Source organism: Streptomyces sp. UC4497, assembly GCF_054871485.1.
Window position 1 is genome coordinate 52,460 of sequence record NZ_JBTYHB010000023.1, and the last position, 25,490, is coordinate 77,949.

The 25,490-nt window shown below is 72.6% G+C and carries 20 protein-coding genes; 10 read left to right on the top strand and 10 right to left on the bottom strand.

The genetic code is table 11. The annotated features are described in order from the left end of the window. The first annotated feature begins 38 nt into the window (after positions 1–38). Positions 39–689: a DedA family protein gene (locus ACYSUO_RS27685; protein ID WP_461778957.1), complete on the top strand. Its 651-nt coding sequence runs from the start codon at positions 39–41 to the stop codon at positions 687–689. 20 nt (positions 690–709) lie between these two features. Next, positions 710–1,381 (top strand): 4'-phosphopantetheinyl transferase family protein, encoded by a 672-nt coding sequence (locus ACYSUO_RS27690; RefSeq protein ID WP_461778958.1) that lies wholly within the window; start codon positions 710–712, stop codon positions 1,379–1,381. 44 nt (positions 1,382–1,425) lie between these two features. Here the strand turns inward: ACYSUO_RS27690 and ACYSUO_RS27695 are convergent, their stop codons facing one another. The 3 genes from ACYSUO_RS27695 to rsgA all read right to left on the bottom strand — a co-directional run bounded on the left by ACYSUO_RS27695 (position 1,426) and on the right by rsgA (position 4,855). Further along, positions 1,426–1,941, bottom strand: a complete 516-nt coding sequence (locus tag ACYSUO_RS27695; protein WP_461778959.1) for a methylated-DNA--[protein]-cysteine S-methyltransferase — start codon at positions 1,939–1,941, stop codon at positions 1,426–1,428. Continuing rightward, the gene (locus ACYSUO_RS27700) at positions 1,938–3,326 is read right to left on the bottom strand and encodes a bifunctional transcriptional activator/DNA repair enzyme AdaA (RefSeq protein ID WP_461779022.1); all 1,389 of its coding nucleotides are present in this window, start codon (positions 3,324–3,326) and stop codon (positions 1,938–1,940) included. The genes ACYSUO_RS27695 and ACYSUO_RS27700 overlap by 4 nt, the downstream gene beginning before the upstream one ends. Positions 3,327–3,712: 386 nt before the next feature. Continuing rightward, a complete protein-coding gene (gene rsgA, locus ACYSUO_RS27705) occupies positions 3,713–4,855 on the bottom strand; it encodes a ribosome small subunit-dependent GTPase A (RefSeq protein ID WP_461779023.1) in 1,143 nt (380 codons plus the stop codon). A gap of 378 nt (positions 4,856–5,233) precedes the next feature. Between rsgA and ACYSUO_RS27710 the strand changes: the two genes are divergently transcribed. From ACYSUO_RS27710 to ACYSUO_RS27720, 3 genes are all read left to right on the top strand, one after another. Further along, on the top strand, positions 5,234–7,150 hold the full coding sequence (locus tag ACYSUO_RS27710) for a potassium channel family protein (protein WP_461779024.1): 1,917 nt from the start codon (positions 5,234–5,236) through the stop codon (positions 7,148–7,150). A gap of 178 nt (positions 7,151–7,328) precedes the next feature. Beyond that, on the top strand, positions 7,329–7,769 hold the full coding sequence (locus ACYSUO_RS27715) for a DUF6325 family protein (protein WP_327660946.1): 441 nt from the start codon (positions 7,329–7,331) through the stop codon (positions 7,767–7,769). A gap of 36 nt (positions 7,770–7,805) precedes the next feature. Then, positions 7,806–8,105: an SHOCT domain-containing protein gene (locus tag ACYSUO_RS27720; RefSeq protein WP_461778960.1), complete on the top strand. Its 300-nt coding sequence runs from the start codon at positions 7,806–7,808 to the stop codon at positions 8,103–8,105. Positions 8,106–8,292: 187 nt separating this feature from the next. Here ACYSUO_RS27720 and ACYSUO_RS27725 read toward each other — a convergent pair whose 3' ends face one another. From ACYSUO_RS27725 to ACYSUO_RS27745, 5 genes are all read right to left on the bottom strand, one after another. Further along, entirely contained in the window at positions 8,293–10,008 is a 1,716-nt protein-coding gene (locus ACYSUO_RS27725; RefSeq protein ID WP_461778961.1) for an aldehyde dehydrogenase family protein, read from the bottom strand. Between the two features lie 98 nt (positions 10,009–10,106). Further along, positions 10,107–11,396, bottom strand: a complete 1,290-nt coding sequence (locus ACYSUO_RS27730; protein WP_461778962.1) for an MFS transporter — start codon at positions 11,394–11,396, stop codon at positions 10,107–10,109. Further along, on the bottom strand, positions 11,393–12,328 hold the full coding sequence (locus ACYSUO_RS27735; RefSeq protein ID WP_461778963.1) for a TauD/TfdA dioxygenase family protein: 936 nt from the start codon (positions 12,326–12,328) through the stop codon (positions 11,393–11,395). Before ACYSUO_RS27735 ends, ACYSUO_RS27730 begins: the two co-directional genes overlap by 4 nt. A 209-nt stretch (positions 12,329–12,537) precedes the next feature. Next, the gene (locus ACYSUO_RS27740) at positions 12,538–13,137 is read right to left on the bottom strand and encodes a TetR/AcrR family transcriptional regulator (RefSeq protein ID WP_461778964.1); all 600 of its coding nucleotides are present in this window, start codon (positions 13,135–13,137) and stop codon (positions 12,538–12,540) included. Between the two features lie 24 nt (positions 13,138–13,161). Next, the gene (locus tag ACYSUO_RS27745; RefSeq protein ID WP_461778965.1) at positions 13,162–14,679 is read right to left on the bottom strand and encodes a class I adenylate-forming enzyme family protein; all 1,518 of its coding nucleotides are present in this window, start codon (positions 14,677–14,679) and stop codon (positions 13,162–13,164) included. A 99-nt stretch (positions 14,680–14,778) separates the two neighbouring features. On the opposite strand from ACYSUO_RS27745, the gene ACYSUO_RS27750 reads away from it, so the two are divergent. Both ACYSUO_RS27750 and ACYSUO_RS27755 read left to right on the top strand, forming a co-directional pair. Further along, positions 14,779–15,390: a TetR/AcrR family transcriptional regulator gene (locus tag ACYSUO_RS27750; RefSeq protein ID WP_461778966.1), complete on the top strand. Its 612-nt coding sequence runs from the start codon at positions 14,779–14,781 to the stop codon at positions 15,388–15,390. A gap of 45 nt (positions 15,391–15,435) precedes the next feature. After that, the gene (locus ACYSUO_RS27755) at positions 15,436–17,073 is read left to right on the top strand and encodes an acyl-CoA dehydrogenase family protein (protein WP_461778967.1); all 1,638 of its coding nucleotides are present in this window, start codon (positions 15,436–15,438) and stop codon (positions 17,071–17,073) included. Positions 17,074–18,208: 1,135 nt separating this feature from the next. Here the strand turns inward: ACYSUO_RS27755 and ACYSUO_RS27760 are convergent. Beyond that, the gene (locus ACYSUO_RS27760; protein ID WP_461778968.1) at positions 18,209–19,222 is read right to left on the bottom strand and encodes a TIGR00341 family protein; all 1,014 of its coding nucleotides are present in this window, start codon (positions 19,220–19,222) and stop codon (positions 18,209–18,211) included. Positions 19,223–19,318: 96 nt separating this feature from the next. Then, positions 19,319–20,641, bottom strand: a complete 1,323-nt coding sequence (locus tag ACYSUO_RS27765) for a hypothetical protein (RefSeq protein WP_461779025.1) — start codon at positions 20,639–20,641, stop codon at positions 19,319–19,321. A 294-nt stretch (positions 20,642–20,935) separates the two neighbouring features. On the opposite strand from ACYSUO_RS27765, the gene ACYSUO_RS27770 reads away from it, so the two are divergent. From ACYSUO_RS27770 to ACYSUO_RS27780, 3 genes are all read left to right on the top strand, one after another. After that, positions 20,936–21,151 (top strand): SHOCT domain-containing protein, encoded by a 216-nt coding sequence (locus ACYSUO_RS27770; protein WP_461778969.1) that lies wholly within the window; start codon positions 20,936–20,938, stop codon positions 21,149–21,151. 39 nt (positions 21,152–21,190) lie between these two features. Continuing rightward, complete coding sequence (locus ACYSUO_RS27775; RefSeq protein ID WP_461778970.1) at positions 21,191–21,718, top strand: DUF6069 family protein; 528 nt, start codon at positions 21,191–21,193, stop codon at positions 21,716–21,718. Between the two features lie 91 nt (positions 21,719–21,809). Further along, entirely contained in the window at positions 21,810–25,490 is a 3,681-nt protein-coding gene (locus tag ACYSUO_RS27780) for a S8 family serine peptidase (RefSeq protein ID WP_461778971.1), read from the top strand.

Genomic DNA, 25,490 nt, shown 5'->3' on the forward strand with positions numbered 1-25,490 from the left:
CCTCGGGAGTCCGTCCACACTGGAGAGACAGACCTCGCATGCACTCCCTGAACCTGGCCGCCGCGGCGGAGCCCACCGGCGGCCTGGCCGGCTGGGCGGCCGACCTCATCGGCACGCTCGGCGGCCCCGGCGCCGGTCTCCTGATCGCCCTGGAGAACCTCTTCCCGCCGCTGCCGAGCGAGGTCATCCTGCCGCTCACCGGTTTCGCCGCGAGCATGGGCACGATCACGCTCGTCTCGGCCGTCGTATGGACGACGCTCGGCTCGGTCGTCGGCGCGGCGGTCCTCTACTGGATCGGCCGGGTCATCGGCCGCGAGCGGATGTACGCGCTGTGGGGCCGGATTCCGCTGGTGAAGGTCTCCGACCTGGAGAAGACGGAGGCCTGGTTCCAGCGGCACGGCACGAAGGCGGTGCTGCTCGGCAGAATGGTGCCGATCTTCCGCAGCCTGATCTCGATCCCGGCGGGCGTGGAGCGGATGCGCCTGCCGGTGTTCCTCACGCTCACCGCGATCGGCTCACTGATCTGGAACGCGGCCCTGATCCTGGCCGGGTACTGGCTGGGCGATCAGTGGGATCTCGTGGAGCGGTACGTCGGGGTGCTCTCGAAGGTGGTGCTCGGTGCGGCGGTGATCGCGCTCGTGGCGTATGTGATCGTGCGCTGGCGGAGCCGCGCGAAGCGCGACGCGTAAGGATGGGCGAGGGGGCTGGCGTGGACGACGTACGGGAGTTGCCCGCTGCCGGGCCGGTTCGGCTGTGGCTTGTCACGACGGGCCCGGGGAGCGCTCCGCCGGGGGACGGCGCCGGTGTCCTCGACACCGAGGAGGCGCGGAGGGCCGCCGCCTTTCGGTTTGACCGGCATCGGGTGCGGTACGTCGCCGCGCACCTGGCGCTCCGCGGCATCCTGGGCGAACGGCTCGGGCGCGCCCCCGGCGACGTACGGTTCACGCGTCTGGCCTGCCCCGGCTGCGGGGGGCCGCACGGCCGGCCGGCCCTCGCGGACGCCCCGGGACCGCACTTCTCCCTCTCCCACAGCGGTGACCTCGCCCTGGTGGCGCTGGCCCCCGCGCCGGTCGGCGCCGATGTGGAGGAGTTGCCTTCGGCCGAGGTCGCCGAGGAGCTCACGGCGGTGCTGCACCCGCGTGAGCGCGCGGAGCTGGCGGCGCTCGCGGGATCGGAGGAGCGCCGGTTCGCCGTCGCCCGCGCCTGGGTCCGCAAGGAGGCCTACCTGAAGGGGCTCGGCACGGGGCTTTCGCGCGGCACCGACCGCGATTACGTGGGCGCCCTGGCCGACTCCCCCGGCGCCCCGGACGGCTGGTCGCTGCGCGACGTGCCGGTGCCCGAGGGGTACACGGCGGCGGTCGCGCTCGGCCCGGGGGCGTAGGTCTCCGGAGGAGGAGACCGTCCGGGTCGCCGCACCTCCTCCGCTCAGAGGGAGCCCTCCAGTGTGAGCAGTTCGACCTTGCGTTCCAGGCCGCCCGCGTAACCGGTCAGTGTGCCGTCCGCGCCGATCACTCGGTGGCAGGGGCGCACGATCAGCAGCGGGTTGGCGCCGACCGCGCCACCGACGGCCCGGACGGCGGCGCGCGAGGCGCCGATGCGGGCGGCCACTTCGCCGTACGTGGTGGTGGCCCCGTACGGCACGTCGTCGAGCGCGTCCCAGACCCGGCGCCGGAACTCGGTGCCCTCGGGCTTCAACTCCAGCTCGAATTCCTTGAGTTCACCGGCGAAGTACGCGGCGAGCTGCCGCTCGGCATCGGCGAACCGGGCGGGGTCGCGCACCCACCCCACACTGACCACACGGCCGCCCTTTTGCTCGGGCACGGAGAGGGAGGTGAGGGCGCCGGAGGAGTCGGCGGTGAGCAGGAGCTCGCCGAGCGGGCTGGCCAGGGTCGTGTAGTAGGTCGTGCGGAGTTCGGTGCTGGGGCTGGTGTTGTTACTCACAACTGTCCTTCTGCGGTGAGGTGTTGGCGCGCGTACGAGCGCCAGGGGCGCCACGCGTCAGTGGTCATGGAGTCGTCTTCCTCTGGCACACCCACGTCCGGGTCGCCCAGGGCACGCAGGCGGATCAGGGCGGCCGTGCGCGGGGACATGCCGGGCAGCGTGCGCAGCGTCGCTTCGGCGCCGTCGCGGTCGGCGCCCGGGTCGAGGCGGAGCGCGCCGATGTGCAGGGCGCGGGCGAGCGCGCCGAGCGTGCCCGGCTCGTCCGCCAGCTCACCCGGCGCGGGGAACAGCCGGTCGACGCTGCCACTGGGCGCGTCGAGCCGCTTGCCGTACCGCTCGACGAGCCGCGCGGCCTCGACCGGCCCTGCGACCAGGCGCAGCGCCAGTTCGTCGGGGTCTGCGGCGCCCGGCGAGCGCAGCCCCGGCCGGGCGGCGACCAGCGGGGCAAGTCGCGGGTCGAGGGCGAGCCGCTCGTCGATCGCATACGGGTCGGCGTCGAGGTCGAAGAGGCGGCGCAGGCGGCCGACGGCGGTGGTCAGGTCGCGCAGATCGGTCAGCTGGAGACGTGCGTCCAGCCAGCCACCCCGGTTCTCGGCCTGCGCGCCGGGCTGGTCGTGCGTGGTCTCGTCGACGCGTACGACACCGGTGCCGTACGGGAGCCGCAGCGCGCGCCGGAAGGTGCGCGCGCCGGGCCGACCGGTCAACTCCTCGACTCCATCGAGGAGTTCGGAACCCAGCAGGTCGAAGACGGGGCCGGCCTGATACGCGCCGCGATGGGCGAGGCGCAGCGGGATGCCGGCGGCGGGTGCCACGGCGCGCCGCTTGTCCGGCGCCTCGGCGCGCAGCTGCGTGGGGGTGCGGGCGTACACCTCGCGGATCGTGTCGTTGAACTGCCTGACGCTCGCGAACCCGGCCGCGAACGCGATCTCGGTGACCGGGAGCGGGGTCGTCTGCAGCAGCACGCGTGCGGTGTGGGCGCGCTGGGCTCGGGCGAGTGCGACCGGGCCGGCGCCCAGCTCGGCGGTGAGCTGGCGCTGCACCTGGCGGGCGCTGTAGCCGAGCCGGGTGGCGAGCCCACCGACGCCCTCGCGGTCGACGATGCCGTCGCCGATGAGCCGCATCGCGCGGCCCACGACGTCGGCGCGTACGTTCCAGTCGGCCGAGCCCGGCACCGCGTCGGGGCGGCAGCGGCGGCAGGCCCGGAAGCCCGAGCCCTGGGCCGCGGCGGCGGTGGCGTAGTAGCGGACGTTGTGCCGCTTCGGGGTGACCGCGGGGCAGCTCGGCCGGCAGTAGATCCCCGTGGTCTCGACGGCGAAGAAGAACTCCCCGTCGAACCGCGCGTCGCGGCTGCGGACGGCTTCGTAGCGCGTGTCTTCGTCGGTCATCACGCATCCAGTGTCCCGCGAGCCGTGCCACCCGGCTGGCGGGAATCGGACGCGAAGCTACCCATCAAGCCTCCGCGGTCGGCAAGCAAATCAAGCACCCGGCGGCGGGTGCCCAAATCCAGCCCCGCTCTTGGACGAGAGCCGGCGGGGTCCGGGGCAGAGCCCCGAGGCCGGAACCCCGGGGCGGCGGCCACCCGGCCTGCTTGCGCGGCACCGGGGGCCGCCTTGCCCACCCTGCCGCCCAAGGCGGCAGATTGCCCAAGGCGGGTGGCAGCCACCCGATGCGCCCCGGGCAGCGGGTGCGCGAATCAAGCCCCGCTCGGGACGAGAGCGGGCGGGGTCCGGGGCAGAGCCCCGAGACCGCGCCCCCGGTGCAGGCCGGACGGTTAACGGAGGTGGCCCCGTTTCGCCTCAAGCGCCGCACGGCCCTCCGCCCCCCGCTGCTTCCACACCTTCCGCATGTCCGCCCGCAACCTCGCATCCGTCCGCGCCGCGAGCCGCTCGTTCTCACGCAGCAGCTTGCGGTAGCTGTCGAGGCGGCGCTGGTGCAGCGAACCGTCCTCCAACGCCGCCAGCACCGCACACCCCGGCTCGACCGTGTGCGCGCAGTCGTGGAACCGGCAGTCCTCCGCCAGCGCCGCGATCTCCGCGAAGACCTGCCCGACGCCGCTTTCCGCGTCGTACAGGCCGACCCCGCGCAGCCCCGGCGTATCGATGAGCACGCCGCCGCCCGGCAGGGCGAACAGGTTCCGGGTGGTCGTGGTGTGACGGCCCTTGCCGTCCATGTCGCGGACGGCCCGGACGTCCATCACGTCCTCGCCCATCAACGCGTTGGCCAGCGTCGACTTCCCGGCCCCCGACTGGCCGAGCAGCACGGACGTACCGTCGGCGACGACCGCCCGCAGCACCTCCGTACCGTTCCCGTCGTGCGCGCTGACGGGCAGCACCTGCACGCCGGGCGCGGTCGTCTCGACGTCCGAGACGAGGTACGACAGGCCGACCGGGTCCGGCACGAGGTCGGCCTTGGTGAGGACGACCAGGGGCTGCGCGCCCGATTCCCAGGCCAGGGCGAGGAACCGTTCGATCCGCCCGAGGTCGAGCTCGGCCGCGAGGGAGACCGCGATGATCGCGTGGTCGACGTTCGCGGCGAGGATCTGCCCCTCGGACCGCTTCGAGGACGTTGAGCGCACGAAGGCGGTCCGGCGCGGCAGATACGCCTGTACGTAGCGGGGGTCGGCGCCCGCCGGGTCGACGGCGGCCCAGTCGCCCGTGCAGATGACCTTCATGGGGTCGCGGGGCACGACGTACTCGGTGTCGGCGTGCACGACCCCTTCCGGCGTGACGAGGTCGCACCGCCCGCGGTCGACGCGCAGCACCCGGCCGGGCACGAGGCCGCGCTCGGCGTAGGAGGCGAACATGTCCGCCCAGTCGGCGTCCCAGCCGTACGCGTCGAGAGCGGCGGTGGCAGTGCCACCTGAAGCAGGGGAACCAGAAGAAGTGGAGCCAGAAGTACTGGAACCAGAAGAGATGGAAGACAAGGGGTGACCCTTCAGAGGGTGGCCCCGGCGCAGGTAATGCAGAGAAAAAGGGTGAGGTCAGCCGGTGGCCACAGAGGTGGACTTGATGAGCTTCCGGATGCGGGCAGCGCCCTTCGCAACGACAGCCATCGGTCGACACCTCCTCGATCACGCACTCGGCGCGCACTCCACGGTGGCAGCGGCCACCCCAACGCCGACGACGATAACCACGGCCCCCATGCGGCCGCCACCGGTTTTTCACGTGGTCGACCCCGAGGTCGGTGGACGTCACACACATCGAACACGCACCATGACACGGTGTCACTTCCCCACCAGCCCCAGCAGCCCGAAGACCCCGAGCAGTCCCAACAGACGCCCCTGCCCCGGCACATGGTCGTGTGCGGCGACGACGCGTTGGCCGAACGGCTCGGCACCGAACTGCGCGAGCTGTACCGCGCCCAGGTCACCATCGTCGTACCGTCGACGCGCACGGCGGGCGAACCCGCGCAGGGCGGCGGCCGGATGCGGGCCGCCGCGCTGCTGAGCCGGGTGCAGGCCGCGATGGGCCGGCTCGCGCCGTCCGACGACGACTCGCTCGCCGGTCAAGCACCGCGCGTCATGGAGGCCGCGGTGCTCAGCGAGGACGCGCTGACGGAGGCGGGCGTGGCGCGGGCGGACGCGCTGGCCCTGGTGCACGACGACGACGAGACCAATATCCGCGCCGCGCTGGCGGCCCGCCGCCTCAACCCCCGACTGCGCCTCGTCATCCGGCTCTTCGACCGCAAGCTCGGCCAGCACCTGGCCCAACTCCTCGACCAGGCGGCCGTGCTGGCGCAGCCGGACCTCGCCGCGGAGGGCCTCGACACGTCCACCACCATCCTGTCCGACGCGGACACGGCGGCGCCCGCGCTCGCCGCGACCGCCGTGGCGGGCACCGGCAAGGTCGTGCAGGCCGACGGGCTGCTGCTGCGCGCGATCGAGCGCGCCCCGCGCGGCCGGGGCCGGGCCGCCGCCCCCGGCCTGTGCACGCTCGCGATCCTCTCCTCGTCGAACAACGACCCGTCGGACACGGAGGGTTCGGACACCTCGGGCCAGGAGGAGCCACTGCTGCTGCCGGACGACCGGGAGATCGCGGCAGCGGTCGGGCGCGGCAGCGTCGTCCTCGACACCGTCACCCCGACGGAACCCGCGCTGCCGCCGCGGCGCCTCGCCGCGCGGGCGCTGCCGCTCGGCTCGCTGTTCTCGCGCCGGGTGCGCTGGTCCCTGGCCGTGCTCGTGGTGTGCGTGCTCGGTCTCGCGCTCGCCACCTGGGCGACGACCGAGTCGAACCCGTGGCGGGCCGGTTATCTCACCATGCTCGACCTGTTCGCCATCGACGAGCCGGCGATCGGCGAGCCCGCGGCCCGGCAGATCATCCAACTCCTCACCGGATTCGCCGGGTTGCTGCTGCTGCCCGTGCTCATGGCCGCGGTCCTGGAGGCGATGGGCACCTTCCGCACCGCCTCCGCGCTGCGCCGCCCGCCGCGCGGCCTTTCCGGGCACATCGTCCTGCTCGGCCTCGGCAAGATCGGCACCCGCGTCCTGGCCCGGCTGCACGAACTCGGCGTCCCCGTCGTGTGCGTGGAGGAGAACCCGGAGGCCCGCGGCATCCCGCTCGCCCGCAGGCTGCGCGTGCCGACGGTCATCGGCGACGTACGCGACGAGGGCGTCCTGGAGGCCGCCAAGGTGTCCAGGTCGCACGCCTTCCTCGCCCTCACCAGCCTCGACACCACCAACCTCGAGGCCGCGCTCTACGCCCGCTCGGTCAAGCCGAACCTCCAGGTGAGCCTGCGCCTGTACGACGACGCCTTCGCCACCGCCGTCTACCGCACGCTGCGCGCCGCCCACCCGCGCGCCCTCACCCGCAGCCGCAGCGTCACGACCCTCGCGGCGCCCGCCTTCGCGGGGGCGATGATGGGGCGGCAGGTCCTCGGCGCGATTCCGGTCGAGCGCCGTGTGCTGCTGTTCGCCGCGCTGGACGTGGCGGGCCATCCGCACCTGGAAGGGCGTACGGTCGCCGCGTCGTTCCGGGCCGGTGCCTGGCGTGTGCTCGCCGTCGACTCCACCGCGCCCGGCGAACGGCGGACCGACCTCGGGGCGGCCCCGGAGGAGGACGAGTCGAACCCGGGGCCCGGGCCCGTCTGGGAGATGGACCCCGGCTATGTGCTGCGGCCCACCGACCGTGTCGTCCTCGCCGCCACCCGCAGGGGCCTCGCCGAACTCCTGGACTCGCAGTCGTCGCAGCCGGCGTACGCGTCGCATCAGTAAGCCGACCCCGCTCCGGCCCGGCCGCCCCGTCACGGTGACGGGCCGGGCTCGGCCGCGTCCGGATGGCCGGTATTGCGGGTCCCGCCGGGCTCGCTCCCGCTGTACCCTCGCCCTAGTATCCGTTTCATCCGATTTGATCGGTTTACCCGATACGGCAATCTAGGGAAGGTGGTCGCCCGTGGCCAGTGGCCTCAACGCCGACACCGTCGGTCCGGTGGACGTCGCCGTGATCGCCTTCGACGGCAACCACTTCAGCGGCGATGTCGCGCCCGCGCTGCGCGACCTGCAGAAGGACGGGACCGTACGGATCCTCGACCTGTGCTTCATCCGTAAGGCGGCCGACGGGTCCGTCGATGTCGTCGAACTCGGCGACCCCGAGGTCACCGAGCTGTTCCAGCAGGTGGCCGACGTACGGTTCGACCTGCTCAGCGACGAGGACCTGAAGACGGTCTCCGACAACCTTCCGGCCTCGTCCTCCGCGCTCGTCCTGGCCTGGGAGAACACCTGGGCCGCGCGGCTCGGCGCGGCGGTGCGGGACTCGAACGGCCAGGTGCTGATGCTCGAGCGCATCCCGCGCGAATCCGTCGACGAGGCCATCGAAGCGCTCGCCACGGCCTGACGACACACCTACGTACACGTAAAAAGGACGGTCAGCATGCCGCAACGATTCGGACGGCCCGGACTCCTTGGCACGATCGCGCGCACCGCGGTCATCTCCGGCACGGCCTCCGCGGTCTCCGGTCGGGTGAACCGCAGGATGGCCGACCGTGACATGCGCCATGAGATGGACGCGCAGGCGCAGATGGCGCCGCCCCCTCCGATGCAGCAGGCGGCGCCTGTCGCCGGTGGCACGGATCGGGTTTCGCAGCTTCAGGCGCTTGCGGAGTTGAAGGCGCAGGGGTTGCTCACGGAGCAGGAGTTCGCTGCGGAGAAGGCGCGGATTCTCAACGGGTGAGTGTCACCGGCCGGCCCACCGCCCCACACGGTGGACCGGCCGGAGTTTTGTTGCGGCGGTCCGTGCCTACGCCGCGGGGCTCTGCCCCGGACCCCGCGCCTCAATCGCCGGCGGGGCTGAAATTGCCCGGCCGCCGCCTTGGGCCGCCGGAGAGACTTGAAATGCCCAGCCGCCGCAGGGGCTTGAATTAGCCCCGCAGTGCCGACGCGAAGATTCCCGGGAGCTTGGCCGGGGACGGGGCCGTCGTGTACGCCGTGAGGCGCTTCATGGTGGTCAGGCCCGTGCGGTTCGTGACGTAGAACGGCGGGCGCGGGGACAGGGACGGGGAGCCGGTGAAGAGGCCGCGGGGGGATGGGGCGAACGGGGCGCGCACCACCGTCTTCTCGATGTCCTCCAGCATGAACGCGTTGTGCACGAAGCCGATGCCGCTGCCGATGTCCTTGCGAGTGTTGCCGGGGAAGGCGCCCCACGGCGTGTAGCCGAGCAGGAAGCCGAAGGCCGACCAGACGTTGACGCCCAGCGTGCCGTAGCGCAGCGCGGCGATCGCGTCGGCGGCCGCGCCGGAGTGGGCGCGCTCCGTCTTCGGGTGCACGAGCAGCGTGGCGCCAAGGGTGCCGGGGAGCTTGTCGTTGGCGAACTCCGTTGCCGCCGCGAGGAAGTGGGGCGCGTCGGCGCCCGGGAGGCGGATCACGCCGAGGGCACTGGCGAACACCTCGTCCGTGATCATGACGTCGTCCATGCCCTCGATCTCGGGGACGAGGACGCGGCACGAGTCGTCGATGCCGAGCTTCTCGGCCCCCGGGTGGGCATCCGTGACCTTGGCGACGCGGTCGGCCGCGCCCGGGTAGTAGTCGGGCCGCGGCGACAGTTCGGCCAGGACCTTGCGGACCTCGGCGAGCAGCTTCTCCGTGCCGTCCCACTCGCGGGGCACGACGAGGACCTGCGTGGCGATGCAGTTGTGGCCCGAGTTGTTGAGCTTGCTGGTGACGATGTGCTCGGCCTGGAAGCGGAAGTCGGCGTCGCTCCACGGGCCCGGCGTCACGATGCAGGGGCTGACGCCGCCGAGTTCGCTGGTGAACGGCTTGCTGATGAGCGGGGCGTCCTCGGCTCGGCGCTGGTCGGCCTGCTCGTCGGTGCCCCACACGATGGCGTCGTGGGTGCGCTCGCTGCCGGTGACGTGGATGGTGTCGATGTCGTCGTGCCCGGTGAGGTAGGCGCCCTCGGCGGCGCCGCCGTCGACGAAGCGGACCCAGCCGCGGTCCACGTACTCGGCGAAGACCTTCTCGAAGTGCGGGCGCAGATAGGCGTTGACGGGGTTCATCTTGGCGATGACGACCTCGCCCTCCGCGTACAGCTTCTGGAGGATGTCGAGCGGCGTGATCGAGGCGACGTTCCCCGCGCCGAGGACGAGGGAGACGGCCGGCTCGCCGGGGCGTCCCCGGTACTCCCCCGCCGCGCGGGCCAGGACCTGCTCGCGGGTGGTGCCGGGCAGCGTCCACACCTGCGCCGTGAAGCCGTTGAGCAGCAGCCGGTCGGAGGCGAGGGTCGGGAAGACGTCGACGACGGTGCGGCCTTCGTGGCTGCGCACGGACTTGGGGTCGACCGGCTCCTTGCCGGCGGCGAGGCGGCGCAGGACGTGGAGGTAGGCGGTGATCGTCTGGGCGAGGGCCCACGGCGCGGTGATCCAGTCCTCGGCGGCCCACTCCGAGGTCTCGGCGTAGCCCTTGGCGGTGGCCGCGTCGGCGACCATCGCGGCGGCCCCGTCGGCGATCCGCGGGAGCGTCCGCTCCAGGAGCGCGATGCGCTCGTCCAGCGGCGTCGCGGTCCAGGCCGGTGCGTGCTCGCGCAGGTCGCGGACGGCCTGGTCCAGCGGTGAGGTGTCGAGTGCTGCTGCGGCGCTCACGGGCAACTCCTTGGAAACGCGGGGGGTATGGGGGGTCGTTCCGTCGATCATGTCATCCGGGGGTAACCCCCGGTAAGGGCAGGCTGCGTGACGGAGGGTCAGCCGGTCAACCGGGCGCGGTCGCGTTCCGGGTCGATCAGGGCGAAGGCGAGCACGGCGCCGATCGCGACGAGGACTCCGGTCACGAACACGGCGTGCTGGTAGCCGGCGTCGCCCTGCGCGTCGACGAGGGCGCCGACGACGGCGGGCGCGAGCAGCCCGGAGACCGTGACGAGGGCGTTCATCAGGCCGAGGGCGCCGCCGCTGCGGGCGGCCGGGGCGAGTTCGGCGACGGTGGTCGCGGCGATCGTCGCGTACGAGCCGCTGAAGCCGAAGCCGAGGGCGACGAGCACGGTCTGCGCGGGCACCGAGTCGACGAACGGCGTCAGGAGGCAGCAGACGGCGCCGATCGCGAGCATGCATCCGCCGACCCAGCCGCGGGCCTTCCTGCTGACGACGCCGCGCCGCATGAGCCGGCCGGTGAGCGCGGCCTGCCCGAGCAGGACGACGGCGCCGACGGCCCAGGGCAGGACGACCAGCTTGCCCGCGGTGGCCGCCGAGTAGTCCAGCGCGTTGCGCAGATACGACGGCATCCACACCAGCATCAGCGCCACGGACCAGTAGCTCATGAAGTACGCGAGGGTGGTGCCGATCCACGTACGGCTGGCGAAGATCTTCCGGTACGGGACCTGGGGCGCGGCGTCGGCGGCGGCCTTCGCGGTCGCCGTGGCGCGGGCCCGCGGGCTGTCCGCACCGAACAGCGCCCACAGCGCGGCCCACACCACGCCGATCCCGGCGAGCACCCACAGGGCCGAGCGCCAGCCGTGGTGCTGGATCGTCCAGGACAGGCTCGGCGAGGAGATGATCACGCCGAGCGTGATGCCGATGGTGATCAGCGCGCCCGGCAGGTTCCGCTTGTCGTTGGGGAACCAGGACAGCGTGGCCTGCTGGGCGACGGGGAACGCCGGGCCCTCCGCGGCGCCCAGGAACACCCGCGAGCCGATCAGCACGGCCAGTCCCCCGCCGATGGCCGCGGGCACCTGCGCCACGGACCAGAGCACGGCCATCACCAGGAGCAGCAGCTTCGGGGAGACCCGGTCCGCCGCCATCCCCACCACGATCGCGGCGACGGAGAAGAGCAGGAAGAACGCGCTGTTGGCGAGCCCGAACTGGGTGGCGCTCAGGTGCAGATCGGCGCGGATCTCGTCGGCGGCGAGGCCGAGCACGGACTTGTCCGCGAAGTTGACCATCATGAAGACCACGAGGAGCGCGGTCACGGTCCAGGCCCGCCGCGCGCTCGGCACAGCCGTCTCAACTGCCGTGCCCGGCACGGCGGATGCGGTGGTCACGAGAGCGGCACTCCGGCGATCGCGATGCGCTCCATCACGCGCTTGGCGGGGAAGTAGTCGTTGACCGCGTAGTGCTGGACGGCGATGTTGTCCCAGATCGCGATCGAGTCCGGCTCCCAGTGGAAGCGGATCTGGAACTCGGGGATGCGCGCCTGGAGCACGAGGATGTCGAGGAGCTCACGGTTCTCCTCCTCTGACAGGCCCTTGATGTACCGGGTGAACGGCTCGTTCACGTACAAGGTCCTGCGGCCACTGCGCGGGTGGCGCACCACGACGGGGTGCTCGACCTGCGGCCAGCTCTTGCGGAACTCCGCCTTCTGCTCGTCGTTCATGAGCGCGCCCCAGCTGGCCTCCCAGTCGTGGACCGCGACGAGGTCCTCGATCCGCTCCTTGAGGTCGTCGGGGAGGTTGTCGTACGCGGCGCCCATGTCGCACCACATGGTGTCGCCGCCCGCGGCGGGCACCTCGACGGCGCGCAGCACGGCGCCGAGCGAGGGGTTGACCATGAACGAGTGGTCGCTGTGCCAGATGTTCTTGTTGCCGGCCGCCTTGGCGTCCTTGGCGAGCCGGGAGATGCCGACGGTGTCGGTCTTCCCGAAGAACGGGTTGGGCTCCGGCGGTCCCCAGAGGCTCGAAAGGGCCATGTGGTTCTCGGAGTTGAAGCCGGCCTGTCCCCGGAAGAAGATCACCTTCCACTCGAGGAGCGCGGCGCGCAGCTCGTCGGCGAGCTCCTCGGTGATCGGCTTCGTCAGGTCGACGCCGCTGAGCACGGCCCCGAAGTGCGGGGTGAGCGGGTCGACCTCGAACTGCTTGTAGGTCACCTGCTCCGCGCCCGGCGCGAGCCGGTCCAGGACACGGCTCCCGTAACGCATCAGGGGCTTGTCCAGTACGGGCCTGGGGTTCTCGACGGGGGCCGTCGCGACGTCGTGCATGGGGGGTCCTCCCAACAGCGAACGTTATTACGTAACCGGCAGTATCGATATTAGATCGCGGCAGGGCAAGGGGTCCGGGCCGATGGATTTCAGGAATGCCCCGGGGGACGCGCGCGACGCCCCGCGGGCAGCACAAAAGCCGCACCGGGCAACAACTCGCCTGGCACGAAAGGGATGTGATGACGGGTCAGCGAGCGGCTACGCCCTCGCTACCGGACGTCGACCGCCCTGCCGATCAGGTCCACCACGGAATCGACCAGCTCCTTCTCCGGCGTCCGCTGCTCGGCGACGAGCCGGAAGACGAGGGACGAGGCGATGAGGGTCGTCACGTCGGTGATCGGGACGTCGGGCCGTACGTCGCCGCGCGCAATGCCGCGCTCCAGCAGATGCCGCGTCTCGCTGGTCACCCGCGTCACGTACGCCCGGAACGCCTCGCGCCCCGAGCCCGCCTCCGCCGCCGCGCTGATCACACCGGCGAGCAGGCGGTCGACGCCTGGCTGCCGGTAGGCGCGCACACGCTCCATGAGGACCGCGCGCAGTTCGGCCCTGAAGTCCCCCATGTCGGGCACCGTCAGCGTCCCGACGCGGGACTCGGCCGCGGCGATGATCAGGTCCTGCTTGGTGGGCCAGCGCCGGTACATGGCCGGCTTGCTCACCCCCGCGCGCGTCGCGACGGCGTCCATGGTCAGCGCGCCCATGCCCTGCTCCGCCACCAGCTCGACGACGGCCTCGAGCACGGCCTTGGTGACGTGCTCCTGGCGCGGCCGCCCCGGCCCCCTGCGCGCTTGCTGTACCTGCTCATCGGCCATGCCGAGACCCTACAGCCGCGCAGCTCAGGCCAGTTCGGCCCGCAGCACATGCTTGGTGATCTTTCCCGACGGCGTACGCGGAAGGGCGTCGCGCAGGATCAGCTCGCGCGGCACCTTGTAGCGGGCGATCCGCGCCTCCAGCCACTCACGCATCCCCGCCCGATCGAGCCCCGCGCCCTCGCGCGGCACGACGAAGGCCACCACGGTCTCGCCCCACTGCGGGTGCGGCCGGCCGACCACGGCGACGTCGAGCACGTCCGGGTGGCCCCGCAGCGCGCCCTCGACCTCCTGCGACGCGACGTTCTCGCCGCCGGTGATGATCACGTCCTTCATCCGGTCGACGAGCGTGACATAGCCGTCCTCGTCGATCCGGCCCAGGTCACCGCTGCGGTACCAGTCACCGGCGAACACCTCGGCGGTGGCCGCCTCGTCGTCCAGGTAGCCGAGCATGCGGGTGTCGGTGCGCAGCCAGATCTCGCCGCTCCCGCCGGCCTCCGCGTCGCTCCCGTCGGGGCGTACGACGCGCAGGTCCACGCCCGGCATGCCGCCGCGCCCGATCGCGCCCGCCTTGTCCGCGTGCTCGGCCGGGAGGAGCGAGGCGCCCGCGGGCCCGGTCTCGCTCATCCCGTACACCTGCTGGAAGTTCTCGGTGTCGTACGCCTTCATCAGGCGGCGCACGGTGTCCGCGTCGAGGGGGCCCGCGCCGTAGAGCCAGGCGCGGACGGACGACACGTCGTAGTCCGCGTAGTCCGGGACCGTCTGCGTCGGGGCGATGAGCGCGATGGGTGCGCCGAACAGCGCGGTGATCCGCTCGCGCTGGATGACTTCGAGCATGCCGCGGGGTTCGTACTCGCGTTGCAGCACGACGGTGCCGCCCGCGAACAGGGTGCCGAGGGTCATGTTGTTGAGCGGCGCCGCGTGCCAGATCGGCATGCAGATCAGGAAGCGCTCGTCGCTTCGCATCGACATCGTCGCGGCGGAGTACGCGGCGGTCAGGGCGGCGGTGCGGTGCGAGTGGACACAGCCCTTGGGCGTGCCCGAGGTGCCGGAGGTGTAGAGGATCTCCGCCACGTCGCTGTCCGGGCGCTCCTCGCCGGTCCAGGGTTCGGCGGCGGCGACGAGCGCCTCGAAGGCCTCCGCCGGGAGCCGGTCCGCCGGGGTGTCCGGATGGCTGAGCAGCCAGCGCACGTCCGGGTCTGCGGCGGTCGCGCGCTCGCCGATCTCCGCGTCGACGAGGGCGATCCGCGCCCCGCAGTGCTTCAGCTGGCGCGCCACCTCGGCCGTCTGGAGCTTGTGGTTGACGGGCACGAGGGTCGCGCCGAGGGACCAGGCACCGAAGGCGGCGAAGAGGAAGGCCGGGGTGTTGTACGTCATCACGGCGAGCCGGTCGCCGGGGCCGAGGCCCGCGTCGCGCAGCACGGCGGCGGCACGCCGCGCGGCGGCAGCGAACTCCCGGTAGTTCCACCGCTGTTCGCGGTAGACGACGGCTTCCTTCGCACTGCCCGAGCGCACAGCGCTGTCCAGCAGGGCACTGAGGTGCATCACGTTCTCCTGACGGGCCTTGAGGCCTGTGTCGTGTTGCCCCACCGGCGGAACCGACCGACCATGGCGGGAAACTCTGAATGATGGTTCACTGCTTGCATGGCCTACCGCAAGACCCCCGCCGAAATTCGTCGGCTCGAAGCAGCGCGCGAGCACCTCGTCGCGTGCGCCACCTCCGTCGTCGCCGAAGTGGGCTGGGCGCAGGCGTCCGTGACGGCGGTCGCCGACGCCGCCGGGATCGCGGCGGGCTCGGTCTACCAGCACTTTCCGTCGAAGGCGGCGCTCGCGGTCGAGGTGTTCCGGCGGGCCGCGGCGCGGGAGGTGACCGTGGTCGGCGAGGTGCTCCAGGGGGACGGCGATCCGGTGCTGCGGCTGCGGCGCGGGGTGGAGGTGTTCGCCCGGCGCGCCCTGGAGAACCGCGGCCTGGCCCACGCGCTGCTCGTCGCCCCCGCCGATCCCAAGGTCGGCGCCGAGCGGATCGACTACCGGCGCCGCTACCACACGCTGTTCGCCGGAGTCGTGCACGAGGGCATGGCGGCGGGCCTGCTGCCGAAGCAGAACGGCGAGATCACGGCGGCCGCCCTCACCGGCGCGATCGGCGAGGTGCTCGCCGACCCGCTCGCCGCCCACGACGAGGCGGCGGGCGGTGAGTTGATCGCCGAACTCACCGCGATGGCGCTGCGCTGCGCGGGCGCACCGCCCGCACCCTGACCCGCCCTGCACTCCCCCGCCCCGCTCGCATCGAAGGAGCCCCTCATGCAGTCGAACCCCTCGCAGACGCACGAAGTGACCAACCAGGCCCCGCCGTTGACCGGACACGACGCCGCCGACGACGCGGTCCTCCTGGAGGGCGTACGCCGCGAGGGCGCCGAGTGGCACATCGAGGAGCTGCACCGCTTCGGCCGCTACGTGGGCAGCGAGGAGGCCCGCCTCTGGGCCGACCAGGCCAACCGGCACGAGCCCGAGCTGCGCACGCACGACCGCTACGGCAACCGCGTCGACGAGGTCGACTTCCACCCCTCGTACCACTCGCTGATGCGCGCGACGGTGGCCGCGGGCGCGGCGGGTTCCGCGTGGGCGGACGAGCGGCCGGGCGCGCACGTGGCCCGCGCGGGCACCTTCATGCTCGCCACGATGCTGGAGCAGGGCCACATGTGCCCGGTCTCCATGACGTACGCGGTGGTACCCGCGCTGCGCCGCGCGCCCGAACTCGCCAAGGTATACGAGCCGTTGCTCACGAGCACCGTGTACGAGCCCGGGCTGCGGGCCCCCTCCGAGAAGCGCGGCCTGCTCGCCGGGATGGGCATGACGGAGAAGCAGGGCGGCACGGATGTGCGCGCGAACACGACGGCCGCGGTCGAGCAGCCGGACGGCACGTGGCGCCTGCGCGGCCACAAGTGGTTCACGTCGGCACCGATGAACGACGTCTTCCTGGTGTTGGCCCAGGCCCCCGGTGGCCTGTCCTGCTTCCTGGTCCCCCGCGTCCTGCCCGACGGCAGCCGCAACACGTTCCGCATCCAGCGCCTGAAGGACAAGCTCGGCAACCGGTCGAACGCGTCCAGCGAGCCGGAGTTCGACGACACGGTGGCCTGGCTCGTCGGGGACGAGGGCAAGGGCGTGCGCACCATCATCGACATGGTGACGATGACGCGGCTCGACTGCGTCCTCGGCTCCGCGGCGCACGTACGCGAGTCGCTGGCGCAGGCGGCGCACCACAGCCGCCACCGTTCGGTGTTCGGGGCGAAGTTGATCGACCAGCCGTTGATGCGGAACGTCCTCGCGGACCTGGCCCTGGAGTCGGAGGCGGCGACGACGCTCGGGCTGCGGCTCGCGGGCGCGGCGGATCGCGCCCAGCGTGGGGACGCGGGTGAGCGGGCGTTCCTCCGCCTGGCCACGGCGGTGGGCAAGTACTGGGTGTGCAAGCGGCAGCCGGTGGCGGTCGCGGAGGCGCTGGAATGCCTTGGTGGCAACGGTTATGACGAGGCGTCAGGCATGCCGCGCCTGTACCGGGAGGCCCCGCTCAACGGGATCTGGGAGGGCTCCGGCAACGTCAACGCACTCGACATGCTGCGGGCGTTGACCCGCGAGCCGGAGTCCCTGGAGGCGTTCCGGGCGGAGGTCGAGGCGGCGTCCGGCGCGGATGCCCGCCTGGACACGGCGTGGCGTGAACTCCAGGCGGAACTGGCCTCACCGGAGGACGCGCAACTCCGCGCGCGGCGCCTCATCGAGCGGGCGGCACTCGTCCTCCAGGCCTCCCTCCTGGTCCGGCACGCGCCGCCCGCGATCGCCGACACCTTCTGCGCATCCCGCCTGACCGGCGACCACGGCCTGGCCTTCGGCACGCTGCCGCCTGCGGCGGACTTCGGGGGGATCCTGGGACGGTTGCCGGCGTAGGGGGGTACGGGGGGGGCGGTGGCCCGGCGGGGTGCGGTGCCGACGGGTGCCGGGGCCCGGCGGGTGGCGGGTGCCGGCGGATGGCGGGTGCCGGGGCCCGGCCGGGGGGGCGGGTGCCAGCGGATGACGGGGCCCGGTGGGTGCCGGGTGCCTGCGGGCGCCGGGTCTCGGCGGATGACGGGCTCCACCGACACGACACCGCGCCCCGGCACCACGGAGTTCGCCGCCCACCGGGAAGCGGTCCACGTCCGCCAGGGGACGTCCGCCCGCCCAGGCCACTACTTCCGCCCCAGGGCGCCCCTCACTCCCGCCTATCTCCCACCCACCCGCCCCCTCCGGGGGCGTCGGCCCAACGGGGTGCCACCACCCCGCTTCGGGTAATCCGCCACCAGGACAGCCCCGACCCTTTGGGGTCGGCGCCGCCACCACCTCGGGCAACCTCCGCCAACCACGGCTCCCCACCCATGCGGTCGACCGCAACCGCCTCGGGCAACCTCCGCCAACTACGGCTCCCCACCCATGCGGTCGACCGCAACCGCCTTGGGCAATCTGCCGCCTGGGGCGGCAGGGTGGGCAAGGCGGCGCCCGGTGCCGCGCACCATCACGACAGGCCCCGCCCCGGCACAGCTCCCCGGGGCTCGGACGGGCCAAAGCCCCCGGAGGGGGCGGGCGGTGGGAGATAGGCCAGCGGCGCAGCCCGAACCGGACGGGGCCGCGCAACCGGGACGAGAGGGCCGACCACGGCAAGGTCCCAGTGCCGAGCACCCCTCACAGCAGGCCCCGCCGCGACGCAGCAACCCGGCCCCCGGACGGGCCGAAGCCCCCGGAGGGGGCGGGCGGTGGGAGATGACCGGGCACCGGCGCAGCCGGAGGGACACCGGTGCCGCGCTCCAATACGACAGCGCCGGTCACGGCAGGACCCAAAACCCCGGCGCCGCGCGCCAGCACCACAGCCTCAACCACGGCACCGCCCCAGAACCCCCGTGCCGCGCGCCAGCACCACGACCTCAACCACGGCACCGCCCCAGAGCCCCCGTGCCGCGCGTCAGGACCACGACCTCGACCACGGCACCGCCCCCGAACCCCGGCGCCGCGCCCCCCCCGCACCACAACCTCAACCACACCCCCCGCCCCCTCACCCCGTCCCCTTCACCTCGCACGTCACCCCGCCCGCCGCACACCAATGCGTACGGCCGCCCACGAGGTGGAGTTCGAGGTCCGCGTCGGACATGCCGTGGTGGTCGAGCGCGGCGCGCAGGGCCGTGGGGGCCGGCTGCGGTGGGAGGCCGAGGACGCCGACCACCACCACGCCCTGCCGCACCTCCACGGACGAGATGTCCCAGTTCCGGCCCGCCGCCCACTCCTCCGCGACCGGCCGCGCGTCCGCCGCGAGGTTCCGGTCCCGCCACACCGACGCCGTCCCCGTGGTGAGCGGCACCGCGATCAGCACCAGGACCCCGACCACCGCCACCAACGTACGACCGTGGAACTCCCCCACGTACCGCTCGGACTCCAGGGCCGCGCCCCGGATCCCGTACACGAGGAACACCACGGTCCCGGTCGCCACGATCGCGGCGACGTTCGTGGCGAACAGCAGCCCCGACTCGAACGCGTCGTGGAACCGGCCCACCGTGATCAGCAGCCCCGTCACGGCCAGCGGCGGCACCAGCGAGATGGCGATCGCGACGCCCGGCAGCGTGTCGGAGATGTCCGCGCGGACCAGCGCGAACGCGCCGACCGTGCCCGTGGCGAGCGCGGCCAGCAGGTCGATGAGGCGGGGGCTGATCCGCGACGACACCTGCGAGTTCGACGCGAAGTCGTCGGGCGGCGCCGCGATCCATCCCAGCAGCATCCCGATCGCCACCACCGCGAGCGCCCCGCCGAGGACGAGCAGCACGCACCGCACGACCTGGGAACGGTCCGCGAGGACCAGGGCGAGCGCGCTGCCGAGGATCGGCGTCATCAGCGGGGCGACGATCATCGCGCCGATGACCGTGGCCGTCGAGTCGCCCACCACCCCGGCGGAAGCGATCACCGACGCCAGCACGAGCAGGCCCCAGAACCGGGTCGAGCCCGGGCTCTTCCACCCGCGCTCGATGAACAGGGTGTCCGTCATGCGCCGGACCGTGTCCGCGTCGACCTTCCCCATCGCCCTCACCATCCCCGAATCCGAACCCGAACCCGAACCTGTCCCGTCCCCGTCCCCCGTCCCGCCCCCGTCCCGCCCCCGTCCCCGTCCTCCGCCTCAGACTGCGGTCGGCCTGGGCGGGGTGTCCATCGTCATGTCCGGCCCTTCGCCGGTCCCCTCCGCCGCCAGGAACTCGACAACCGCCAGCAGGAACAGCAGGCACAGGGCGATCCCGACGACCACCCACCCGGTCGGGTACGACCACAGCAGATAGACGAGGAGCGCGGCCGCGATCAGGATCCAGACGATCCACTTCCGGTGGTCCCGTACGAACGGACCCACCGGCCCCGTACGGAACCCGGCCCGGTCCGCGGTGAGGCGCGCGCCGTCGATGCCGGAGATCCACAACCCGCGCACCAGGCGCGCCCGTTCGCCCCGCCCGGTGAGCCACGCGGCGAGCGCGACGACGACGCCGAGCGCGACGACCATCCGGACCATGGTGAACAGGAAGTGCGTCATCGTGTCGTAGACCGCGGCCGCCGCGTCCTGCGACACACTCGCCGGCAGCCGGTCGAGGTAGAGCACGCGGAAGACGCGCAGCCCGATGCCGAGCAGACCGCAACTCACCGCGACCGCCAGCGCGGTGGCGACGACCGCCCTGCGGCGACGTACGGAGAGCAGCACACCCGCGGCAACGAGTACGAGGGCGAGGACCGGCAGCCAGTTGCCCATCACCTGGAGCAGCCGCATGTACGTCTTGACCTTGCCGATGTTGTCGTTCGTGACGAGCGTGTAGTCGGTGTGGACCTCGGGGATCTTCCCGGCGACGGTGAGGCCGGAGTCGACGAGCCGCTGCTTGACCTGCTCGACGACCGGGCCGAGGTCGAGGGTGACGGTGTCGCCGCCCTCCAGCTTGACCGCCCCGCCGCCGCTGCCGGTCAGCGCCTTGTCGAGGGCGCTGTGGGCCTTGCGGTTGGTCTGCTTCCAGATGTCCTCGAAGGCGTCGGAGGCGACGACCGCCTGAGCCTTGTCCTGGACGAAGCTGCGGACCGCGCCTTCGAGGGAGTCGCCCAGCTTGCCCAGGGACTTGTCCACGAGCGGCCGGTCGTCGGTGGGTACCTCGGAGAGCAGGGACTGCAGATCGATGCGCTGCATGATCGCGTCCGTGGCGCGGTTCGCGACGGCCTTCTGGATGTCGGGGTCCGAGGCGAGCGGGCCGACGGTGTCGACGTAGCGGTCGGTGTCGCCCACCTGGTCGGCCGCCCAGGACGCGACGATGCCGAGCGGCGCGAGGATGCAGCCGATCACGATGAGCACGACGGCGAGGAACGACCGCCCCCGGTGACGTCGGCCACCACCGAGCACACTCCCTCGCTCGGCCTCCAACTCGGCCACCCGCCCCCGCAGCCGCGCGAGTTCGGCCTGCTCGGCAGGCCCCATGGGCGCCGTCTCCTCCGCCACCGTTGCCTCCTATTCGGCGCGCCCCCGGCACGCTGACCGGCACGCTGATGTGAATGCCAGGGGAACCGCTGCGCCGCCGCCGGGCGAGACGGGCGGGGCCGGACGGGTGACGGGCCGGTGCCGATGAATTCGCGGCGCGGCCACGGACCGTGTCCGGCCGAAATGCGGGCGCCGAAAAGGCGGGTGATACTGCACCGAACATCCGCCGCGCCGGAGAGAGGGAATCGTGGACGCCTATCCCCTGCTCGACGCATTGTGCTGCCGTATATCGGCGTGCTGATCCACGTGATCGCGCGCGGCAACGGAATGGGCCGACAGGACGCCGATCGGGCCAAGCAGGCCGAATCAAGGTTCCAGGACTACATCCGCAGGACGGCGACGGAATCCGGCGGCGGAACCGAGGAATTGGCCCGGCTCGCCGAGCCCCACAAGTCCGGCGCGCTCACCGGCGAGGAATTCGAGAAGGCGAAGGCAAAACTGCTCGCCTGAACCCCACCGTCATCGGAATACCGACCGGAAAGCCTCATCGTGGAACCACAGAAATCGCCCTACGGACAGCCCTACGGACAGTACGAGCAGTATCAGCAGTTCGGGCAGCCCTACGGTCAGCCCGAACCGGCGTACGCACCCGAACCGCAGCCCCGGCTCGACGCGGGAAAGCTGTGGGCGGGCGGAGTGATGACCGCCGTGATCGCCGCCCTCACCGCGGTGGTCGCCCTGCTCCTCGTACGCGGTGTCCTCGACATCCCGGTGTTCGCCCCGGCTGGCGACGGCCTGATGAACATCGCCACCACGGGCACCCTGGCGATGGGCGCGGCCGTGACCGCGCTGCTCGCGACCGCGCTGCTCAATCTGCTGATCGTGGCGACCCCGCGCCCCGGCAGCTTCTTCTCCTGGATCATCGGCCTCGCGACCGCGGTCATGGTGCTGCTGCCGTTCACCACGAGCCTGACCTGGGCGGCGAAGTTCGGCACCGCGGGCGTGTATCTCGTCATCGGCATCGCCATCGGGTCGCTGCTCTCGGCGGTGGGCCGAGGAGCGATCCGCCGCGTCTGACCCGGTTCGACCCCGTCCGGTTTCCGCCATGTCGGAAGGCCGCCACCGGACAGTGCTGTGCCGAGGGGGCAACGCCCGCTAGACCCTCTGCATGAGATCCATATCCAGACGCCGTTCACTGCCGACGGCCACCGCGCTCACCATGGCGCTCATCGGGTGGATGGCGGTGGCCGCTCCGGCATCCGACGCCTCGGACGCGGCCACCGCCGCACCCCGGGGCCGGGCCCACGACATCACGCTGGTCACCGGCGACGTCGTCCACTACACCGATCTGCCGGGCCGTCAGGACGTCGTGACCGTCGACCCGGCCGACCCGAACGGCGGCGGCGTCCAGATCCGCACCCAGGGCGACGACACGTACGCCGTGCCGGTCGAGGCGATGCCGCTGCTGGCCGCGGGCAAGCTGGACCCGCGCCTCTTCGACGTCACGCGGCTGGTCGCCATGGGCTACGACGACGCCCGGACCGGCGGCGTACCGCTGATCGCGACGGCGCCCGCGACGTCCCGCTCCGCCCGTCCACCGGCCGCCCCCAAGGGTGCCGAGGCCGTCCGGTCACTGCGGTCGATCGACGCGACCGCGCTGCGCGCGGACAAGGACGAGGCCCGCGCGTTCTGGAAGGACATCGCCCCGGGGAAGGCGCCGAAGTCCCTCGACGGCGGCATCGGCAAGCTGTGGCTCGACGGCCGGGTGAAGGCCTCGCTCGCCGACGAGACCGAGCAGATCAAGGCGACCGACGCCTGGCGGAAGGGCTTCGACGGCAAAGGTGTGAAGGTCGCGGTGCTCGACACGGGCGCCGATCTCGACCACCCGGACCTGGCGGGCCAGGTCGAGGAGTCCAAGAGCTTCGTCGCCGGCCAGGACGTCGACGACGGCAACGGCCACGGCACGCACACCGCCTCCACCATCGCCGGTACGGGCGCCGCGTCCGACGGCAAGGAGAAGGGCGCGGCCCCCGGCGCCCGTCTCCTCGTCGGCAAGGTGCTGAGCGACGCGGGCACAGGACAGGATTCCGACTCGATCGCCGGCATGGAGTGGGCGAAGGCGCAGGGCGCCGATGTCGTCTCGATGAGCCTCGGCTCCCCCGACGGCTCCGACGGCGAGGATCCGATGTCGCAGGCGGTGAACGCGCTGTCCGCGGACGGCGGCCCGCTGTACGTGATCGCCGCGGGCAACGCCTACGACCCCGGCACCATCGGCACCCCCGGCGCCGCCGCGTCCGCGCTGACCGTCGGCGCGGTCGACGGGGGCGACGAGCGTGCCCCCTTCTCCAGCCAGGGCCCGCTGACCGGCACGCACTCCCTCAAGCCCGACGTCTCCGCGCCCGGCGTGGACGTCACCGCCGCCGCCTCGCAGTCCGTGCCGGGCTGGACCGGCGGCCCGTACCGGACGATGAGCGGTACCTCGATGGCGACGCCGCTGGTCGCGGGCGCCGCCGCGATCCTGAAGCAGCGTCACCCCGACTGGAGCGGCGAGCGCGTCAAGGACGCGCTGATGTCGACGTCGGACAGGACCGACGAGTCTCCGTACGAGGTGGGCTCCGGGCGCGTGGACGCGGCCGCCGCCGTGGACGCCACGATCGGGGCGACCGGCTCCGTCGCCGCCGCCACCTACGACTGGCCGAACGCCGACGCGAAGGCGACGACGCGCACGGTCACCTACCGCAACGACGGCGACGCGGACGTGTCGCTCGCCCTCTCCCTGGACAGCGACGACGACGCGTACGCCCTGTCCGCTTCGAAGGTGACCGTCCCCGCGCACGGCACGGCGGACGTGACGCTGAGCCTCGACCCGTCGAAGGTCCCGGCGGGCACCACGTTCTCCGGTCACGTCCTGGCCACCGCCTCCGACGCGGACACCGTGGTCGCCCGGACCGCCTTCGCCCTCTTCAAGGAGGCGGAGATGTACGACTACACGGTCAGGGTGACGGGCCGCGACGGCAAGCCGCTCGCGGACACCGTCGCGCTGTACTCCACCACCGAGCAGGACCCCACTTACATCAACGTGGACGCCGACGGCGAGGCGACGCTGCGGCTGCCGCCGGGCCGCTACACCGCCTCCTCGTACGTGGACGTGCCCGAGGGCGACGGGGCACTCGGGCAGGCGCTGCTCATCTCGGACGAGCTGACTCTCGGCGCCGGCCGGCCGAAGGCGACGGTCGAACTCGACGCGCGCGAGGCCCGCAGGACGTCCGCGGTGCCGGAGCGGGAGAGCGAGACGATCCAGACGGTCTTCAACGTCCAACGCACGTACGGCAGTTCGTCGGAGCACGGCTGGTCCTCCTCCGTACTGTTGGCCGGCAAGTACGACGCGCTGTACGTGACGCCGACGAAGAAGGTGGCCGACGGGACGCTGAAGGCGTTCGCCCACTGGCGGATGCGGGAGAAGGCCTTCGACGCCGAGACCGGCACCGGCCGCGACATCACGCTGACCGCCCAGCCGAAGACCGCGTTCCGCGACGGCGTGCGCGCGCTGAAGACCGTGTACGCGGGTCGGGGTGCGGCGGCCGACTACGTGGGCCTGGACGCCAAGGGCAAGGCCGTGCTCGTCGACCGCAACGACGCCGTCACGGCGAGCGCGCGGGCCCAGGCGGCCGCGGACGCCGGTGCCGCGATGCTGATCGTCGTGAACGACGTCCCCGGCCGCCTCTACCAGTCCTACTCGGGCGCCGCGGACCTCTCCGTCGCCTCGGTGGAGCAGGGCGACGGCGCACGCCTCGTCGCGGAGGCGAAGTCCGGCCGCGGCACGCTGAACGTGCGGGCGAAGCAATACCCGGACTACAGCTACGACTTGGTGAAGACCTTCGACGGCGGCATCCCGGACACCTCGCCGGCCTACGCGCCGAAGAACAGCGACCTGGCGCGCGTCGACAACAGCGTCTACGCGCAGCCGGGCACGCTCGGCACCAGCGGGCGCTACTTCATCCCGTCCTGGAGCCCGGGGCTCGGCGGCGACACGTACGACGAGTTCGGCCGCACCACCACCGAGTACGTGTCCGGGGGCACGGGTGCCACCGGGTCCTGGTTCGAGCAGCACACCGGACTCGGCGCGGCCGCGGGCTACTTCGAGAGAGGGCAGACGTCGTCCTACACCGCGGGGAAGCGCTACGACACCGGCTGGTTCAAGCCGGTGCAGGCGCCCCGCTTCGGCGGCACGTACACCGCGTACCAGAACAGCAGCGATCTCTTCCAGTGGAACGCCGCGATCTGGTCGGGCTCCGAGGACGGCCACACCGGTGCCGGTGGCGGCGCCAAGCAGACCACGCTCTACCGCGGCGACACCCAAGTGGCCAGGTTCAACGCCCAGTCGGGCCGGGCGGCGAACATGACGGCGGGCTCGTACAAGCTGGTGGCGACCGGGCAGCGGGACACCGCCGCTTGGGCGACGTCCCCGAAGACGGCGACCACGTGGGGCTTCGACTACAAGCCGCTGCCGTCGGGCACGGGCCGCACCGACCTGCCGCTGCTGAACCTCTCCTACGACGTCGACACCGATCTGCGGGGCGGCGCCAGGGCGGGCGAGCGCCTCGGGCTGGGGCTGCGCTCGGCCTCGTACACCGGTGGCGTCAGCGCCTCCTCGGCGACGCTCCAGGTGTCGTACGACGACGGGGCGAGCTGGCGGGACGCGCCGCTGAAGCGGACCGGTGACGGGCACTGGACGACCGTCCTGAGCACGCCGCGCGACGCCGGTTCGGTGTCGCTGCGGGCCACCGCGAAGGCGCCCGGCGGCCTGTCGGTCGAGCAGGAGGTGACGCGGGCGGTCACCCTCGACTAG

Bases quoted from the DNA above. Each gene is read 5' to 3' on its own strand.
- ACYSUO_RS27685 (WP_461778957.1), top strand. From the start codon at position 39: ATGCACTCCCTGAACCTGGCCGCCGCGGCGGAGCCCACCGGCGGCCTG.
- ACYSUO_RS27700 (WP_461779022.1), bottom strand. From the start codon at position 3,326: ATGACCGACGAAGACACGCGCTACGAAGCCGTCCGCAGCCGCGACGCG.
- ACYSUO_RS27710 (WP_461779024.1), top strand. From the start codon at position 5,234: ATGGTCGTGTGCGGCGACGACGCGTTGGCCGAACGGCTCGGCACCGAA.
- ACYSUO_RS27720 (WP_461778960.1), top strand. From the start codon at position 7,806: ATGCCGCAACGATTCGGACGGCCCGGACTCCTTGGCACGATCGCGCGC.
- ACYSUO_RS27735 (WP_461778963.1), bottom strand. From the start codon at position 12,328: ATGCACGACGTCGCGACGGCCCCCGTCGAGAACCCCAGGCCCGTACTG.
- ACYSUO_RS27740 (WP_461778964.1), bottom strand. From the start codon at position 13,137: ATGGCCGATGAGCAGGTACAGCAAGCGCGCAGGGGGCCGGGGCGGCCG.
- ACYSUO_RS27745 (WP_461778965.1), bottom strand. From the start codon at position 14,679: ATGCACCTCAGTGCCCTGCTGGACAGCGCTGTGCGCTCGGGCAGTGCG.
- ACYSUO_RS27750 (WP_461778966.1), top strand. From the start codon at position 14,779: ATGGCCTACCGCAAGACCCCCGCCGAAATTCGTCGGCTCGAAGCAGCG.
- ACYSUO_RS27755 (WP_461778967.1), top strand. From the start codon at position 15,436: ATGCAGTCGAACCCCTCGCAGACGCACGAAGTGACCAACCAGGCCCCG.
- ACYSUO_RS27760 (WP_461778968.1), bottom strand. From the start codon at position 19,222: ATGGGGAAGGTCGACGCGGACACGGTCCGGCGCATGACGGACACCCTG.
- ACYSUO_RS27765 (WP_461779025.1), bottom strand. From the start codon at position 20,641: ATGGGGCCTGCCGAGCAGGCCGAACTCGCGCGGCTGCGGGGGCGGGTG.
- ACYSUO_RS27780 (WP_461778971.1), top strand. From the start codon at position 21,810: ATGAGATCCATATCCAGACGCCGTTCACTGCCGACGGCCACCGCGCTC.